A 16,684-nucleotide genomic window follows, 5' to 3' on the forward strand; every position below is an offset into this window, starting at 1 on the left:
TTTAATTCCCCACAAGGATTTAACATATGTCGAGTAATAATTATTACGATGTCACTGAATGGAAAACCGGTAATCCGTATGATGATATTGGTGAAGTTATTAATAGCATCATCGCCGATATTAAGAGCCGACAAACAAACATTGATGTGAATGAAGGCGGTAAACCCGGTGCGGTGATTTATATTCCACCAGGCGATTATCATCTTCTCACCCAAATCGTGATCGATATTAGTTATCTAAAAATAATGGGTTCCGGGCATGGTTTTACGTCCTCCAGCATCCGCTTTAATACCCCCGAAAGTGATTGGCCAAACTGGCACGAAATATGGCCGGGTGGCAGCCGTATCCTGGTGGATAGGTTACCGGAAGATGGCGCAGCGGAATCTGCCGGGGCCGCATTCTATATCGCACGCAGTGGCGACCCACGTATAAGCTCGGTCGAGTTTGCAGACTTCTGTATTGACGGCTTGCACTTTGGTGATGACGGTACTGGTAGCAATGATCCGGAGAATAGCTATCTCAATGGCAAGACGGGCATTTACATTTCCAGCGCGCAAGACTCCTTCCGCATCAACGGCATGGGGATGGTCTATCTTGAGCACGGAGTGACGATTTATAATGCTGATGCCTTGGCTATCCATAACAACTTCATTGCTGAATGCGGGAACTGCATCGAGTTACGCGAGTCTGGCCAGGCCTCGAAAATAACCGATAACTTGATAGGTGCTGGCTACAGAGGCTATTCTGTTTATGCGGAAAACTTCGGTGGCTTGTTAATTACCGCTAACAATATCTTCCCGCGTGGTAAAAGTAGCGTTCATTTATCCAATGTGGTTCGCTCATCCATTAGTAGTAATCGCTTCCATTCATTTTATCCAGGCATGCTGATCATGGAAAATGGTTGCACTGAAAACCTGGTTTCGTCCAACCATTTATTCCGCGAACGTGAACCATGGGGACCGATGCAAGTTTACGATAACGGGTTAGATGATTTATATGGACTGCTGTATATCAGTGGCGATAATAACTCGATCATTGCCAACCATATTTCTGAAACTATAGATAAGCAATATATTATGCCAACTGGCGCAACCCCGGTTATTATTCGGGTTGTCTCTGGCAAAGGCAATACGGTTTCTAATAACCATATTGTTGCTACGACCGAAACCTCCGACGTACAGACAGTAGCTAACGCCAATGCATGTTTCTCTACCCAGGTCAGTGCGTTGTTGTCTACACAGGGCCTGGAAACGCTGACGGTAACTACCGTCCAGATAGAAGCGGCCTCGCAGCAAAATATCGTGTTGGACTCAGGCACTGACGGCCAGGTAATGATAGATAAAACCCTGAATGCTTTCAGAGCGACACCCGCTCCCGGAGTGACGGTGGAGGAACACCGTTAATGCGTGGTCACAACATCGCCTGCATTGGCGAACTGTTAATTGATTTTGTCTGTACCGACATTGGTCTGGGGCTGGAGTTCGGGGCCTCCTTCCTCAAAAAAGCTGGGGGAGCCCCGGCAAACGTTGCCGTAGCAATCAACCGTAGCGGTGGGCAAGCCAGGCTGGCGGCAAAAGTCGGCTACGATCCCTTTGGTGATTTCCTGCTTCACACGCTGAAATCGGAAGGCATCGATTGCAGTGGTGTGTCGCGCAGTTCTACAACCACAACGTTAGCATTTGTCGGATTGCAGAACGATGGCGAGCGCGATTTTACCTTTTGCCGTGGTGCGGATGGTGAGCTTGGCTGGCAGGATATCCCCTCAGATTTTCTTGACGATGTCGGCATCGTTCATTTTGGTGCCGCCACAGGCCTGCTGGACGGCGAACTCTATGCTACTTATCAGCGCCTTCTGCATGAAGCCAAACGGCGTGGTTTATTGGTCTCATTTGATCCCAACTATCGAGGAGGGTTGTGGGGGCAAAATCCCCAAGAATTTATCGTCCGCTGCACACCCTGGTTTCAGCAGGCGGATATCGTGAAAGTCAGTGAAGAGGAACTGCACTTCATTACCGGTGCGAAAACGGATACAGAGGGGTGTCAGATACTGCATGAGGCTGGTGTCAGCTATGTCACTGTCACCTGTGGTCGTCGAGGAACGTGGGTCAGTCATCGATCTGGCATGCAACAACTTATCCCCTCTGTGCCAGTGGATGCTGTTGATTCGACCGGGGCGGGGGATGCGTTTATCGGTGCCTTGTTAGCGCAAATTGCCCGGTCCGGCAGCAGATTAGACGATGGTCCACAGTTCCTGCATGCGGTGCGTTGGGCCAATATCTGTGGCGCATTAACTTGCATGAAATTTGGTGCTATTGACGCTATCCCCGTTCGGCAAGATGTTGATAAATATTTAAACAAGTAGTTAGTGTCGAGAAAAGAAGTTGAAATATCCTGAACTTTCCAGCGCCAAAAATGGCGCTGTGTCGGTATATCCCATTCTGGAAACAGAAGTCGACGTTATAAGGCTATGTTCCTGTTTCTTGCTCATGAAATTCATACGAACATTGTTAATGTGTACAACTGACCGACTTCCCATAGCTCAAGAAGGTTCGATGTAAGAATAAATTCAGAACGTCCGCTTTTCGCTGTGAGTTCAACCGATGGACGCAACACAGGGCTATTGGTAGATATGCTCGTGTAATATAACTTACAATCCGTAAGGAAATGACTTAGGTCTTCATTTACATAAACTGGAAAACAATCATGAATAACCTCGATGATTTGCCTAAGCGCGATCAGAATCATGTTCACGATACAATGGCTAAGACTGCGTTCGAAGCTTGTATCGCTTCGTCAGGTGTGGTTCTGTAGTGGCACAGTTCATTTGGCTACTTGAACAGCCGATTATCGTTGATTCCATGCTCACGAGCGAGTTTCGCCACGGAGATCTCTGGTCGATCTGAGCGTTCAACCATTTTGATTTTGAACTCAACGAGATAATTAGGGCTTTTTTACGCACTGTAGTTAACAATTTCATGGATAGCGCCCATCTTATTTGGTGTCCGCTATGCTGTCAGAAAATTGAGAGTCTGCCAGACGGTGCTGAAATGACGCCTACAATAGGTGAGCTGGGTGTGGATGACAAGCCTGAAAAAGACGAAGGCATCACCACAGTGATGGCTATTCTCGTCAAAGGAAAAAGGGAATATCTGTACCGTTCACAGGGAACAGTGGGCGGCACAGTATATTCTGCGGGTACTGGTTTTTTACTTAATACTGGCCAGATCCTTCGCAATATCACGACGGCGTCCATTATCAGCAATCTCTCGTCCTGGGCGCGCCGGAGCTTTCAGTGCTTTATCCAGATAGCGCTTCGCGTCCTGGTTTTTTTTCTCCTGCAATAGAAAGTCACCATAAAAATAGTTAGGGTCAATACCGTCAGGATTGATCGCCAGCGCTTTCTTTAACATTTCTTCGGCTTTTTCTTTATCACCAAAACCAATCGGCCAGCCTGGTACCTGATAATACAGCGCACCGAGGCTAGTCCAGGCTGACCCCTGCAATGCGCCTGGATCAATCTCAATGGCTTTTTCCAGATTACTGCGCGCCTGTTTAACAAGGCTCAGCGCGCCAAGACCGCCTTTGGCGCCAGCCCAACTGCTGTCAATAATACCTGACCAGATTAACAACGGTGCATCGGTATTGTTAGCTTGAATAGCATTGTGGGTCTTTTGGCTGAGCGCACTGAAACAACTCTCTTTTTTCGCGGCTAACGTCTGATATTGGCAAATGGACCACTCATGCTGTAAATCTTCCAGCGTCGTATTCGCCATTGCAGAGACAGGTATCACTGTCGCAATAATGAGTACATGTAGAATTCTCATTTATGTTCTCCCTTGAGCGGTTTTCTGGCAAATAACTGAATCACAGGTAATTTCTTTCCTAATGCCCCATCGATGACGGTGGGAAACCAGGCATTGATTTTGACAAACAGGCGTTCCATCACGCCAAAGCGGTAGCGTTTCTGTTCAGTTTCAAGTAGACGGGTGAGTCGCGCGGCAACAAAGTCGGGGGAATCGCTATTGTTGCCGAGTTTCTGATTCAGGGCATACACATGTTCGTTGTTCAGCAAGGTTTCTGTTGAACGCGGAGCGGCATACAGTACCGTGATGCCGCTACCCTGTAATTCACGCCCTAATGCTTCAGAAAAACGGTGTGTCGCTGCTTTGGTCGCACTGTAAACGCTCCAGGCTGGATGACCAATTTCCCCAAAGATAGACCCTATATTGAGCACGATCCCTGGTGTATTCATCTTTTGCATTAAAGCACGGGTGAGTAAGGCCGGGATCTCAATGTTGGCGCGGATCTGCTCACGAATATCGTCAAAAGATTGCTGTTCAAACAACGCAAAGCGACTACTTCCCGCATTGTTTATCAGGATATCCAGCCCACCATCCTGGCTAAATCGTGCGGCCAGCGCGTTGATTTCATCATCAGAATAATTACGCATTAGCGCGATGCTGTGCCGCTCCGCATAGGGAAGTGTCTGTTGCAGAAGCTTCATTGCCTGTTCGTTGCGCCCGACAAGGCAAAGCCGTGCCCCTTTTTTCGCCAGCGACAGTGCCAGCGATTGACCGATACCCCCGCTTGCGCCGGTGAGTAAAACCGTCTTGTCATGCAGGTTCATTTGCGTCATTTCCCAGTTGCTCAAGCATCTGCCCATACAAGTTATAAACACGACGGGCGGTGTGGATAATGGCAGTCTGATCGTCCTTATCGGTAATGGTATCCATCAGAGATGCAAAAAATCGCAAATGTCCCTGATCAAGCTCGCCATGTGAACGCAGATAAGTGGTAGCCTGCTCAGGTAGCGCCAGCGTATGCTCAACTTGTGCGGCAACGGCTGATGCTATCGACACGCTGGTACCTTCCAGTACCTGGACCATGCCAAAGAGGCTCATTGGATTGATTCGTTCAATACGATAGTAGAGGTAAGCGATCATCATTTCGATTGGCAGCCCAGGCGTTCCATTTCTGACTTTTTCCGCGTCGCCACCACAGGTGCGAATATCATTGAGGATCCATTCCTGATGTCCGTACTCTTCATCAATATATTCGGCAATGGCTCCTCGCACTGCTTCATGTGAAGCACCAAGACGACTGCCGGCGCACATCAGCAGCGGTACGGTATGGCTGACGTGGTAATATGCCTGCGTCAGAAAGTGGATATACATTGCGCGGGAAATATCGCCTTGCTGGCAGCGGGCGATGATTGGCGATGCCAGTAACCGCTGACGGTCCTCAGCGGTTTGTTTTTGCAGTTCCTGATAAAAACTCATGATTATTCCTCCTCACTGCAGGTGAGAATATCTTGTTTCAGGGAGTGCCAGATGGCGCTCCGCCGGGGACGCCCATTGGCGGTAAACATATCGGGAGATGACAGGACTGAAGTAAAAAGCAGTCGATGGAACCGGGCATAGTCAGGCAAGCGAGCGGAGAGGGCCTGAAGTTGCTCACGGGCCAGTTCCTGTTGACCTTCAAAGACATCAACCAGGGCAACATTGCGTCGCAATCCCTCGCCGAAGATCACAATACGTCGGACCGCCGAACATGCCATTGCTTCAGCTTCCGGCCATTCTGGCGAGAAATTGCGACCAAAAGCATTTATCTGAATATTTTTTAGACGCCCATGAAGATATATAAATCCTTCTTCATCCACTTTGCCGAGATCGCCAGTCGCAACATTCTGCGAGGGTGGTTCAGTCCCCAGATAGCCCAGCGCATTGGCCGGGCTGTTTACATACAGTTGCTGACTGGCATCAACCGATACCTTGATACCCGGTAACGGTTTGCCGACGCTGCCCGCTTTTGCCGCATCAGGCAGATTCAGTGCCACAACGGAACCACATTCCGAAAGGCCGTACCCTTCAAATACCGGTAGACCGCTTTGTCCCGCCAATGCCAACAACTGGGTTGAAATTTTTCCACCGCCGACGGCGATAAAGCGCAAGGATTGCGTGCTTTCCGGGATCTGCTGGTGCAGGTGGAGCAGCGCCCGTAACAGTTCTGGCACCAACACCAGACTTTGTGGATGCCATTTCATCAACACGTGGAAAAACTGAGAGGGATTAAACTGGCTGGAACCTGCGAATCCAATCTGTGCAGAGGGCAGTACCACTGTCTGTGCGCCCAGCAACATAGGGATATAGATTCCGCACAAATTCTCCAGCAGAATGCTGAGCGGTAGTGTGACCAGATGCTTTTGCGAATTGATATTCTGCAGGGCCCTGGCCAGCGTTTGTGCAGTCCAGAACATCCCTTCCTGGCTCAGACAGACGCCTTTAGGTTCACCTGTAGTGCCAGAGGTATACGTTATTTTGGCCGTCCCGGCAGGCAGGGGCGTTGGAGCAGTAATCTGGCGAGTTTGCAGTCTGCCGAATGGGAAATCATGCCTCAGCCAGCCGACCATCAACTCGCCGCCGATTTGCGCATCAACCGATGCCGATGCGCGTACCCACTCTTTTTGTGCGTCGGTGAAGAAGGCGGGGACAGGGATAATAATGATCCCACAAGCCAGACAGGCGAGATCGATGATCGCCCACTCCGGGCTGTTGTCGGCTTCCAGCGCCAGACATTTAACTCCGAGTGACTGTAATCGTGTTGCGGTGTCAATCACGGTTTCATGATATTGCCGCCAGCTCCAGAACCGGGTTTCTCCTTGCAGGGCTACGCTATCGGGATGTAGACGAGCCTGCTGCTCAAGCGCGTTAAGAAACATGGCGTCCTCCTGAAAGATCAGTCCATGGGGCATCTGGTAATGGCGTAAACAGGGCTAACAGCATGGTGTTCTGACTCAGCGCTGTGTATCCGCCAGTCAGTTCTCCTGCCATTATTTGTGGATCATATTGGTAGTACTCACCCCATTCCAGGGCCGCATCGCCCAGTCTGTCAGGATCAGCAGACATCAACTGAATGGGATGTAGATTCAGACGGTAGAAGGTGTTGCGGATTTTCTTCGTACCAGTAAACACGATCCATCCGTAGTGATATTGATTAAGCAACAGACAGAGGGCGGCATACATAATCCGCGCGCTGGCACCATCACGCGCGCTGAAATTGCCGATTTCGACAATTGCTTCACGCGGAACAGGCAGTTCCAGCCGCGACGATAATGTCGTTTCAATTGGAGTATCAAGGTATTGTTCCAGGTATAACGTTCCATGAGATGCCACCTGGACGCCGCATGCGGCTTTAAGTTCACCGTTGGCGTCATACATACCAAGAAGCCAGGGCATACAGCGGGAAAGTGAAGCATGGTAAACCTGATGATAGTTTTCGCGTATTAATGCAGAAATATCATTATGTTCGCTTCCGCCATGTAGCCATTTTAATGTGTAAGGCGAGATTATTCGCATGATAAGACCTCTCACAGATGTCCTATCAATAATGGGGAGATATTATTATGTTAACCTTAAGATGACTGATTATTTAAATTTTCCAAATTTAATAAAACTTTAAGGTTTTCTATCTATAATTCATCACTTTCGTTAACGGCTTTACGACATGCCCCTTTTTTAGAAGTAAATACCGGTATTTATGCTCGGGTATATGGTGAAAGAACACCAACTGGGATGCTATCCTTAATATAATGTGAAATTAGCGGGAAGCAAAATTCCGCCTCTCCCTTATAGCAGACTTTCGCTCCCCCATTTTATTTTTTTTTGATATAACTGATGATTGTATTGAGCCCTCAATAATGAAGGCTCAATATTATCTCTTTCTATTGCAGATCTTTCTCCTTCAGGAATTGACTCACCAAATCAGCAATCTGCACATTATTCAGATCCGAGAACGGGAAGTGGGTATTCCCTTTGATTCCCACTTCAGGCAGATGCGTCACAGTGACATCCCCGCCATGCTTGTTCACCACGTCACGCCACTCGCGAGCCATTGCCAGACGCACGCGCCAGCTGTCTTGCGCGGGCATGGCGACAGGTTTATCCGGGATGTTATCGCCGTAAATAATCAGAATCGGAATTTTAGTCAGTGCCATAAACTGCTCCATCGGCACCGGTTCACCCTTCAGCGTGTCGAACGCGCTTGGCATTGGGGCAGGGAGCTCTTTCTCCAGGAAGACAAAGCTGCTACCAGGCTCGAAGGCGACAATGGCTTTGACCTTGTCATTTTTCATCGCCGTGTACCAGCCTGGTCCGCCACCCTGGGAGTGGGTGAAAAGGATAGCCGGGCCGGATTTTTCCACGACGGCGGACATCGCATCGGAGATAACATTGATATCAAACGGCCCGGTATTTGGGGTCATCTGACGGAAATACTGATTCAGGGCTTCTTTGTCGTGAGAAAACTGAACGCCCTGAAAATACTCTGGCCACACGCCAACGCGGAACTGGTTAAACCACATCTGTTCATCCGGTTTAGGCGTAACCGTACCTTCTACCGTCGTGCGCCCGGCGCTGCCCCGACGCGGCTGATCGACCAGATAAGTTGAGAATCCACGACGCAGGAATATGTTCTGGAACCCTTCGCGACCATCCGGCGTGGTTTCCCAGGTGCGGGAGAACTGACCTGCGCCGTGCAGCATGACGATAGGGTATTTATGCGGATTTTCCGGAATTTGGTAGAACACAGACGCATGATCGCCATGCCAGGTTTGACCCGCAGAGTCCAGCGGCGTTTTCGCGTCAAATTTCCCTGGTGCGGTGATGATTGTGCCACCAGCAGAAAAGCTTCCCTGTTCCTGAATGACCAGCGGCTCGGCGTATACCGACTGAGCCACCATGCCACCCGCCATCGCGCAGATGGCCAGCGTTTTTAAGACAGTTTTCAAGATTACATCCTCTGTTATGTTTGCCGTTCAATCATATCTGAGTTGTCAGCGTGAATTATTTAGCACCTTTGATTGCCCTTATTTGGCAGACTCATGAATGCGGAGGATTAGCACCGTATCGTCTCAAACGAACGCCTAACTGTTTGCTAACGCCTGTTGCAGCGCCTGTTCCGCCCGCGTAGCCGCATCTTCTTCGCCATGTTCACGCAGAACCTGTGCCAGTTGGCGCAGTTGCGCTGCCGTCAGGCCGACTCGCATGCTGGCTCGCGTATGCGATAACAGCTGAGCTTCAACGCCCGGCGTGGCGGCTAATGCGCCAACCGTTGCCAGCTCGCGGCTTTGCCAGTCGAGGTTATCGCGGGCGAAAATGTCGCCGAACAGATGCGTTTGTAGAAATTGATTAATGACCGGGGCAAAATCAAACAGAGGTCCCTGGACGGGGGCGCCGGAGATTTTAGTCTGGTTTGCGGTACCGACACGGCGAAGCTCATCTCCGACAGGGATGGCGGCGACCGGCTCTTTACCTTCAACGTCTTCAACGCCACGTTGTTTACGTGCTTCGACGACTTTCATCAGTTCATTCAGCGCGTTCAGGCTACGGGGAAATCCCGTATAGGCATAGAGCTGGACGAGAATCTCTTTGGTCTCGTTTATCGTGAGTCCTGCATCAAGCCCCTGATTCAGTGCCGCATTCAGCTTATCCATCTGACTGCTGGCCATTGATGCCGCAATCAACGGAATGGCTTGCTGGCGAGCTGACAGCGTATCTGAAACCGTTTGTTCGTGGTTCATTTCTGAGGCTCCTTTATTGACGGGCGCAGCATGTGCCGTGAGACCCAAACCAAAGGTCAGCAGTACCGCTGCCGTTAATGCCTTAATGGGCGTGGTATTGTTCATCTGTCACTTTCTCCATCCAGTTAACGCTTTTGCCATCCACAATCCCGGTTATCGCCAGGTGCGTCATTGCGCTGCCGGGTGCCGCCCCGTGCCAGTGTTTGACGCCCGCTGGGCAAGAGACAACGTCGCCAGCGCGGATGACCTGCACCGGCTGGCCTTCTTGTTGGGTAAGCCCAACTCCCGAGGTCACAATCAGCCGCTGGCCTGCCGGATGCGTATGCCAGGCGGAACGAGCACCTGGCTCAAAGGTGACATAAGCCCCGGAAACGCTAATTTCGTTATCTGGTTTGAAGAGAGGATCAACCCGGACGCGACCGGTAAAGTTCTCTGCTGCCCCGTACACCGCATTCTGGCTTCCGGCGGTGGCGATATGGACAGCGGGATTTTGCTCCGCCGCCCAGGATGAAAACGTAAAGAGGGGCAGTAACAGCCCGAGGTAACGTAAATGTCTGATCATGCAAAGCGTCCTTATCTACAATGATGGAGAGGGTCTGCAATGATTCTAATCAGGGGGAGATGTCGTCAGACTGACGCCAGCCTGACAATTCTGTCAGTTAACCCTTATTATGGTGACGCTGCTTTGTCTTTTCTAAAAATAAGGCACCAAAGCGAAAACCGTGTCATTAATGAAAATAAAACAATAATGGCCAGGTAGCGTAGATAAAAAAGTAGGGCAGATTCATCGTAATCGAAAAAGGAGAAATCGACCTTTATCAACAAATAATCGAGATAGTCCTGGTTCAGTAATTCGTACAATCCCAGTAGTGCGATTAGCGAAAAAACTCCTGGCATCATGACATTTGCAAAGAATGAATTGCTGGAGATGTTCAGGACCCGGCAGAAAAAGGTTGCCAGCATTTTCCAGTGCAACCCGATATGCAGCGCCAGAATGAGCATTCCCCAGTGGACCGACGTCATGTGTACTTTCCTGATCCAGCTCGCCGGGTTGTGGAACGCCAGGTCCAGAAGGATATGTCGGGACAGCATCATGCCCGATACAATCGCGGTCAGAATGACAACGAATGTCACTGCATTAATGATTCTGTTAACTACCAGCATGGTTAACGGAATATTGGGCGACAGTGACCACAAGCGATGCCGGTTAAGATATAAATGCAGCATGATGAGCAGCGTAAAAATAATACCCGCCCATTCATGCACGATTTCACCGTGAAGGTGAAATCCCATCAATACCAACAGAAGTAACGTCATCAGCGCATCCTGCATGACCTGGAAAATATAAATTTTCTTCATGTCGAGGGATTAACGCTGTGGCTGGACTTGTTTTACCCATTGCTCAACCTGCGCGGGTACGTCAGGAGCTGAAATATCGTTGCGCGAGATCGCGAGCGCACGAGTGACTAATTTGGCCTGTGGCTGCATGCGAGCAATTTCTCGCAGGGAGTCGGCTAACCTGCTGCCACCATGGGTGGTAAAGGGAACGACCGTTTTGCCTGCAAAGTCATTTTGCTCAAAGAGGCTGTATATCACCATTGGCATGGTATACCACCAGATGGGGTAGCCGACGTAAATGGTGTCGTAACTGCTCAGGTCAGGGAGCGGCGTTTTTAGCGAGGGTCTGGCTTTCGTTTGCTGTTCCTTTTCGGCAACGCGCAAAAGTGCATCATGCTGGCGAGGGTAGGGAGTGGCGGTTTCAATGCGAAACAGGTCGCCGTGAGTCTGCTTCTGAATCAGTTGCGCAATAAACTGCGTGCTGCCGGTCTCCGGCGTATTTTTTTGTAATACGCTGGCCCCGGAAAAACCATCCACGGCACCAGGTTTCATCTCCTCTGGCTGTGAAAAGTAGATAATCAGCGTGCGGGCGTGTGCGGATGAATCCTCTGATGCGAACGCGGGCTGCCCCAGAAGCCCCATGACCATCATCGCCAGAAACCCGCTAAATACCTTTTTCATTCTCACTGTTTCATTCCTTCAATCAGCCGTGGTGAGTATCAGCAGTGATTCTGGCGCAGATAGCCTGACATCAGACTGACGACTCTCTGACAATTTTGTCAGAAGTCTTTGCGCGCGGAGATCCCGATTTTGTCTCTGAAATCAGTCTCCCGGGTCGGATAGCGTCAGGCTGTTTAGCAAACGTCAGGCCAAAGGTATTGATACCGTTCTCGCTACGGGCAAAGACATCTCCCCGGTGCATAATGGCGACGGCGCGGACGATCGACAGGCCCAGCCCATGATGGGTATCACTCCTGGCTCGGGAGGTGTCAACACGATAGAACCGTTCGAAAAGCCGGTGTAAGTGCTCTGGCGCTATCGGATCGCCAGGGTTAGAAACGTCTACACAAGCTTGATTGCCTTTTTCGCTTAAGCGCACCGTAACCGTGCTATTGGAAGGGGAATGCCTGGCGCTATTTTCCAGCAAATTAGCCAGTGAACGATGAAACAGCCGCCTGTCGATATGCGCCGTGACGTCGCCCTCAACCTCCAGCGAAAGCTGTTTTTCAGCAAAAGAGGGTTCAACATATTCCGCTGTTTTCAGGGTTTCTTCTCGCAGGGAGACTTGCGTAAGCTGGGAAGCATGTTCACCCGCGTGCGCGTGCGACAGGAACAGCATGTCGTTAACTATCGACGTCATGCGTTCAAGCTCTTCCAGATTGGAACCCAATAACTCTTCCAGTTCATCTTGTGAACGTCGGCGTGATAGCCCGAGTTGCGTCTGACCGATCAGGTTAGTCAGCGGGGTACGAAGTTCATGCGCAACATCGGCATTAAAGCTCTCGAGCTGTCGCCAGGCGATTTCCTGACGCTCTAACACACCGTTAAATGATGATGCCAGTTGCTGCAGTTCTTCGGGCAACGCGCAGGTATTCAGGCGCTGGCCATGGTCACCTGGTGCAAGGTGTTGTGCCTGCTGACTGAGCATGCCCACCGGACGCAGGCCAATCCGTGAAACAACGTATCCCAGTAAGGCGACAATCAGTACGCCCAGCGCGGCAATAATCAGCAGCGTTCGTGTGAACGCATCAAGTGTGCCCATATACGGCGTAGAGTCGATGGCAACCACATAGCGCAGCTCAGGCCTTTCACCGTTGGCGGGGATGGTTTTCACTAACAGGAACAGTGAGCATGCACCTTCCGATGCGCCGGGCACTTTATTAAATCCCTCCTGCAAAGAAGACCACTGAACGCCCACCGGTGGTATTCCCCCCATGCTAAAGCGCGGGTTATCGCTCACTATCCAGTAGCGAACGCGCTCACCTTCAGAATTGGTTAGCAGAGTAAATTTATTAGCCAACGTCGACCAGCCGTCAGCCGAGGTTCGTGCGGTGATCCACGGACTCATTAATGATTCCCGGAACAACAGTTCGTTGTGCATCTGCTTTTGCAAAGAGTCATGTAAGGAGCTTCTGAGCAGGATACCGATAATGGACACAATCAGCAGCGCGGATAAGGCAAACATCAGCGCCAGGTGAACGGAGATGGAACGTTTAGGCATGCTGAGCCTCTTCATTTATTCCGACCGGACTTCGAGGACATACCCCATGCCACGAACGGTATGTAACAGTTTGACGTCGAACGGGGTATCCACTTTGGCTCGCAGACGTTTAATGGCGACTTCAACCACATTGGCATCGCTGTCAAAATTCATGTCCCATATCTGCTCAGCAATCATCATTTTTGACAGGATCTCCCCCTGATGCCGGGCCAGAAGACTTAACAGGGAAAACTCTTTTGCGGTCAACTCCAGTCGCGTTCCGGCGCGAAATACGCGGCGGGCCAGCAGGTCGAGATGCAGATCGTGAATTTGCAGTTGGGTGATGTCTGCGCCATCCGTGGAGCGGCGACGCACCAGAGCCTGAATGCGCGCCACCAGTTCAATCAGCGAAAAGGGTTTAGGGAGATAATCATCCGCGCCAAGTCGAAGCCCTTTGACGCGCTCGTCGACCGAACCGCGGGCCGAGAGCATCAGTACCGGCGTTTGTTTGACGGCCCGCACCCCCTCGAGTACCCGGTAGCCATCCATCCCCGGCAGCATCACATCAAGGATTATCGCGTCGTAGTCAAGCTCCAGTGCGTAATGAAGACCTTCAGCGCCATCTGCAGAGACATCTACCGTAAATCCCGATTCACTCAACGCACGGTTGAGATAGGTTGACGTTTTTTCTTCATCTTCGACTAGCAACAGGCGCATAACGGGATTTCCTCTTAACTGTTCAATCGGGCTTATTCTGCCTCTTGATTGCCAACATAAAGCTGACGCTTACCTGACAGCATTGTCAGAAACATGAAGCCATCTCAGCCTGCTTGCTGACAAAAATGTTATTTACCTGTCACGATGCTGACAGGCCTCTCTCTCTAACCTGAGTCTGCACATTTAAATCCGCAAGCCTGAAACTCATCGGGAGAGACCATGAAATTCAATCTGTTAACTGCAATACTGCTCACGGCAATAACCGGGGCCGCCTCAGTCAATGCGGCTGATTACAAAAAAAATCCATTCACCCTGGCCTATGACGGTGCCATCACTGAGAACGTCAAAGGCAAGGTCAACATTCATCCGGTGAAGTACGATCTGCATGGCATTCAGATAGCTGCGAATGTCTATACCCCTGCTAACTACGATCCCGCCAAAAAATACCCTGCCGTGGTGGTTGCACATCCGAATGGCGGCGTAAAAGAGCAGGTCGCAGGCTTGTATGCCCAGCGTCTCGCCGAGCAGGGCTACATCACGATTACTGCCGACGCGGCTTATCAGGGCGCGAGCGGTGGGATGCCTCGCAGCGTGGATAAACCCGCTAATCGCATCGAGGATATCCACGGCATGGCTGACTACATCAGCCAGTATCCGGGAGTGGATACTTCCCGCCTCGGTCTGCTGGGTGTTTGCGGAGGTGGCGGTTATTCACTTGTTGCGGCCGAAACGGATCAACGGTTTAAATCGATCGCAACCATCAGCATGTTTAATTCAGGCCTGGTGCGCCGCAACGGTTTTCAGGACTCACAGCTGGATACTATTCAGCAGCGTCTTCAGCAGGCTTCTGACGCACGTGCTCAGGAAGCTTCCGGAGGCGAAGTCCTGTACTCCGGTGATGCCAATCTGACTGATGAACAGATCGCTAAGTTACCCTTTGCCTTATATCGACAGGGCTATGAGTACTACTGGAAAACTCACGCGCACCCGAACTCTACGTTTAAATACACGACAAGCAGCCTGTTAGATTTGATGAGTTTTGACGTTACGGACCATATCAATCTCATCAATAAACCGCTGCTGATGATTGCTGGTACAAAAGCCGACACGCTCTATATGACGGAAGATGCGTTTGCGAAAGCCACCGGTACAAAAGACAAAGAACTCTTCCTGATCGATGGCGCTACCCATATCGAGACGTATTGGGTTCCTGAGTACGTCGACAAGGCTTTGCAAAAGCTGGGCGTCTTCTTCGATAAGAGTATTTAACCCCTATCAGACGATACCTTTGGCCAGCCACTCAGGCTGGTCATATCAGGACATAATGAGTGTGTCAGCATGTGACCAAGACTAACGAAGTCGGGAGGAAAGATAATTACGCACATTAAATAGCCGCTATGAATGAAATTCATAAAACGGCAGGGACATCTGAGGATTATTTTTTGCCTGTAAGGTTTTACTTCGTGGTCCAGGCCAACTTTAGGTTTAGCATTACCGCATTGAATTCCGGTGAGCATAACGAGCTCTTGTTTGTACTGTCTCGTTACGAGATGGATTTACACTCTATGAAATGAAAAAATCCACGCAATTGCGTGGATTTTATAGACTTTTTCAATATTCATGAGATTTGATGAAACCTCATGAGACGAGAAGTTTTGTTTAGACGTTGAACAGGAAGTTCATCACATCGCCATCTTTAACGATGTAATCTTTACCTTCTGCACGCATCTTACCGGCTTCTTTCGCGCCTTGTTCACCTTTATAGGTGATGAAATCTTCAAACGCGATGGTTTGTGCGCGGATAAAGCCTTTCTCGAAGTCAGTATGAATTTTACCCGCCGCCTGCGGAGCCGTTGCGCCAACAGGAATGGTCCATGCACGAACTTCTTTCACGCCAGCGGTGAAGTAGGTCTGCAGGTTCAGCAGTTCGTAACCAGCGCGGATTACGCGGTTCAGACCAGGTTCTTCCAGACCCATTTCAGCCATGAATTCTTCACGGTCAGCATCATCGAGTTCTGCGATGTCAGCTTCAACGGCAGCGCAAACTGCAACAACCACGGAGCCTTCAGCTGCGGCGATTTCACGCACTTTATCGAGGTATGGGTTGTTTTCAAAACCGTCTTCGTTGACGTTGGCGATATACATCGTTGGCTTCAGCGTCAGGAAGCTCAGGTATTTGATAGCCGCTTTGTCTTCATCGGTCAGCGTTTTCAACGCACGCAGCATGCCAGCGTTTTCCAGCTGTGGCAGGCATTTTTCCAGTGCAGCCAGTTCCGCTTTAGCGTCTTTATCGCCGCCTTTAGCCTTCTTCTGTACGCGATGGATAGCGCGCTCACAGGTATCCAGGTCAGACAGCGCCAGTTCGGTATTGATAACCTCAATGTCGTCAGCCGGATCCACTTTGTTATTAACGTGGATGATGTTGTCGTTTTCAAAGCAGCGAACCACGTGGCCGATAGCTTCGGTTTCACGGATGTTCGTCAGGAACTGGTTACCCAGACCTTCGCCTTTGGACGCGCCTTTTACCAGACCGGCAATGTCGACGAATTCCATCGTTGTTGGCAGGATACGCTGCGGTTTGACGATTTCGGCCAACTGATCCAGACGCGGATCGGGCATCGGGACAACACCTGTGTTCGGCTCGATAGTACAGAACGGGAAGTTTGCCGCTTCAATACCCGCTTTTGTGAGCGCGTTGAACAGGGTGGATTTGCCTACGTTTGGCAAACCGACGATACCGCATTTGAATCCCATGTTTAAATCACCTTAATCTTTTGATATTCAGCCTGTTATGGAAAACAGATTGTAGAAAAGTAAATAACTCTGCCTATTATACACAGCACGCGAGAAAA

Annotated in this window: 16 protein-coding genes; 3 read left to right on the forward strand and 13 right to left on the reverse strand. The window is 50.3% G+C overall.

What is annotated here, in order from left to right; all coding sequences use genetic code 11:
• Positions 1–26 precede the first annotated feature (26 nt).
• Together HV352_RS10210 and HV352_RS10215 are read left to right on the forward strand one after the other, a co-directional pair.
• Complete coding sequence (locus HV352_RS10210; RefSeq protein WP_153646306.1) at positions 27–1,403, forward strand: NosD domain-containing protein; 1,377 nt, start codon at positions 27–29, stop codon at positions 1,401–1,403.
• On the forward strand, positions 1,403–2,362 hold the full coding sequence (locus HV352_RS10215) for a carbohydrate kinase (RefSeq protein WP_137380193.1): 960 nt from the start codon (positions 1,403–1,405) through the stop codon (positions 2,360–2,362). The genes HV352_RS10210 and HV352_RS10215 overlap by 1 nt, the downstream gene beginning before the upstream one ends.
• A gap of 844 nt (positions 2,363–3,206) precedes the next feature.
• Here the strand turns inward: HV352_RS10215 and HV352_RS10225 are convergent.
• The 12 genes from HV352_RS10225 to HV352_RS10280 all read right to left on the reverse strand — a co-directional run bounded on the left by HV352_RS10225 (position 3,207) and on the right by HV352_RS10280 (position 13,832).
• Entirely contained in the window at positions 3,207–3,824 is a 618-nt protein-coding gene (locus tag HV352_RS10225; protein WP_109017614.1) for a TRAP transporter TatT component family protein, read from the reverse strand.
• Positions 3,821–4,651 (reverse strand): SDR family oxidoreductase, encoded by an 831-nt coding sequence (locus HV352_RS10230; protein ID WP_249415457.1) that lies wholly within the window; start codon positions 4,649–4,651, stop codon positions 3,821–3,823. The genes HV352_RS10225 and HV352_RS10230 overlap by 4 nt, the downstream gene beginning before the upstream one ends.
• Positions 4,614–5,279, reverse strand: coding sequence for an iron-containing redox enzyme family protein (locus tag HV352_RS10235; protein ID WP_047416676.1), 666 nt, complete (start codon positions 5,277–5,279; stop codon positions 4,614–4,616). The genes HV352_RS10230 and HV352_RS10235 overlap by 38 nt, the downstream gene beginning before the upstream one ends.
• A gap of 2 nt (positions 5,280–5,281) precedes the next feature.
• On the reverse strand, positions 5,282–6,718 hold the full coding sequence (locus tag HV352_RS10240) for an AMP-binding protein (protein ID WP_047416679.1): 1,437 nt from the start codon (positions 6,716–6,718) through the stop codon (positions 5,282–5,284).
• Positions 6,708–7,355 carry a thermostable hemolysin gene (locus HV352_RS10245; protein WP_181635400.1) on the reverse strand — a complete coding sequence of 216 codons (648 nt, stop codon included), beginning with the start codon at positions 7,353–7,355 and terminating at the stop codon, positions 6,708–6,710. Before HV352_RS10245 ends, HV352_RS10240 begins: the two co-directional genes overlap by 11 nt.
• A 365-nt stretch (positions 7,356–7,720) precedes the next feature.
• Positions 7,721–8,785 carry an alpha/beta fold hydrolase gene (locus tag HV352_RS10250; protein ID WP_181635401.1) on the reverse strand — a complete coding sequence of 355 codons (1,065 nt, stop codon included), beginning with the start codon at positions 8,783–8,785 and terminating at the stop codon, positions 7,721–7,723.
• Between the two features lie 135 nt (positions 8,786–8,920).
• Positions 8,921–9,682 (reverse strand): carboxymuconolactone decarboxylase family protein, encoded by a 762-nt coding sequence (locus tag HV352_RS10255; RefSeq protein WP_101700528.1) that lies wholly within the window; start codon positions 9,680–9,682, stop codon positions 8,921–8,923.
• Positions 9,660–10,139, reverse strand: a complete 480-nt coding sequence (locus tag HV352_RS10260; RefSeq protein ID WP_016153327.1) for a cupin domain-containing protein — start codon at positions 10,137–10,139, stop codon at positions 9,660–9,662. The genes HV352_RS10255 and HV352_RS10260 overlap by 23 nt, the downstream gene beginning before the upstream one ends.
• A gap of 107 nt (positions 10,140–10,246) precedes the next feature.
• On the reverse strand, positions 10,247–10,894 hold the full coding sequence (locus HV352_RS10265) for a DUF4405 domain-containing protein (RefSeq protein ID WP_016153326.1): 648 nt from the start codon (positions 10,892–10,894) through the stop codon (positions 10,247–10,249).
• 51 nt (positions 10,895–10,945) lie between these two features.
• Complete coding sequence (locus HV352_RS10270; protein ID WP_196406176.1) at positions 10,946–11,566, reverse strand: flavodoxin; 621 nt, start codon at positions 11,564–11,566, stop codon at positions 10,946–10,948.
• A 100-nt stretch (positions 11,567–11,666) separates the two neighbouring features.
• Entirely contained in the window at positions 11,667–13,136 is a 1,470-nt protein-coding gene (locus tag HV352_RS10275; protein WP_181635402.1) for a heavy metal sensor histidine kinase, read from the reverse strand.
• A gap of 15 nt (positions 13,137–13,151) precedes the next feature.
• Positions 13,152–13,832 carry a heavy metal response regulator transcription factor gene (locus HV352_RS10280; RefSeq protein ID WP_046275295.1) on the reverse strand — a complete coding sequence of 227 codons (681 nt, stop codon included), beginning with the start codon at positions 13,830–13,832 and terminating at the stop codon, positions 13,152–13,154.
• A gap of 219 nt (positions 13,833–14,051) precedes the next feature.
• Between HV352_RS10280 and HV352_RS10285 the strand changes: the two genes are divergently transcribed.
• The gene (locus tag HV352_RS10285; protein WP_181635403.1) at positions 14,052–15,101 is read left to right on the forward strand and encodes an alpha/beta hydrolase; all 1,050 of its coding nucleotides are present in this window, start codon (positions 14,052–14,054) and stop codon (positions 15,099–15,101) included.
• Positions 15,102–15,491: 390 nt separating this feature from the next.
• On the opposite strand, the gene ychF is transcribed toward HV352_RS10285, so the two are convergent.
• Positions 15,492–16,586 carry a redox-regulated ATPase YchF gene (gene ychF, locus HV352_RS10290; RefSeq protein WP_016153303.1) on the reverse strand — a complete coding sequence of 365 codons (1,095 nt, stop codon included), beginning with the start codon at positions 16,584–16,586 and terminating at the stop codon, positions 15,492–15,494.
• Between the last annotated feature and the right edge of the window lie 98 nt (positions 16,587–16,684).

Source organism: Citrobacter sp. RHBSTW-01044 (genome assembly GCF_013781945.1).
Classification (GTDB): Bacteria; Pseudomonadota; Gammaproteobacteria; order Enterobacterales; family Enterobacteriaceae; genus Citrobacter; species Citrobacter braakii.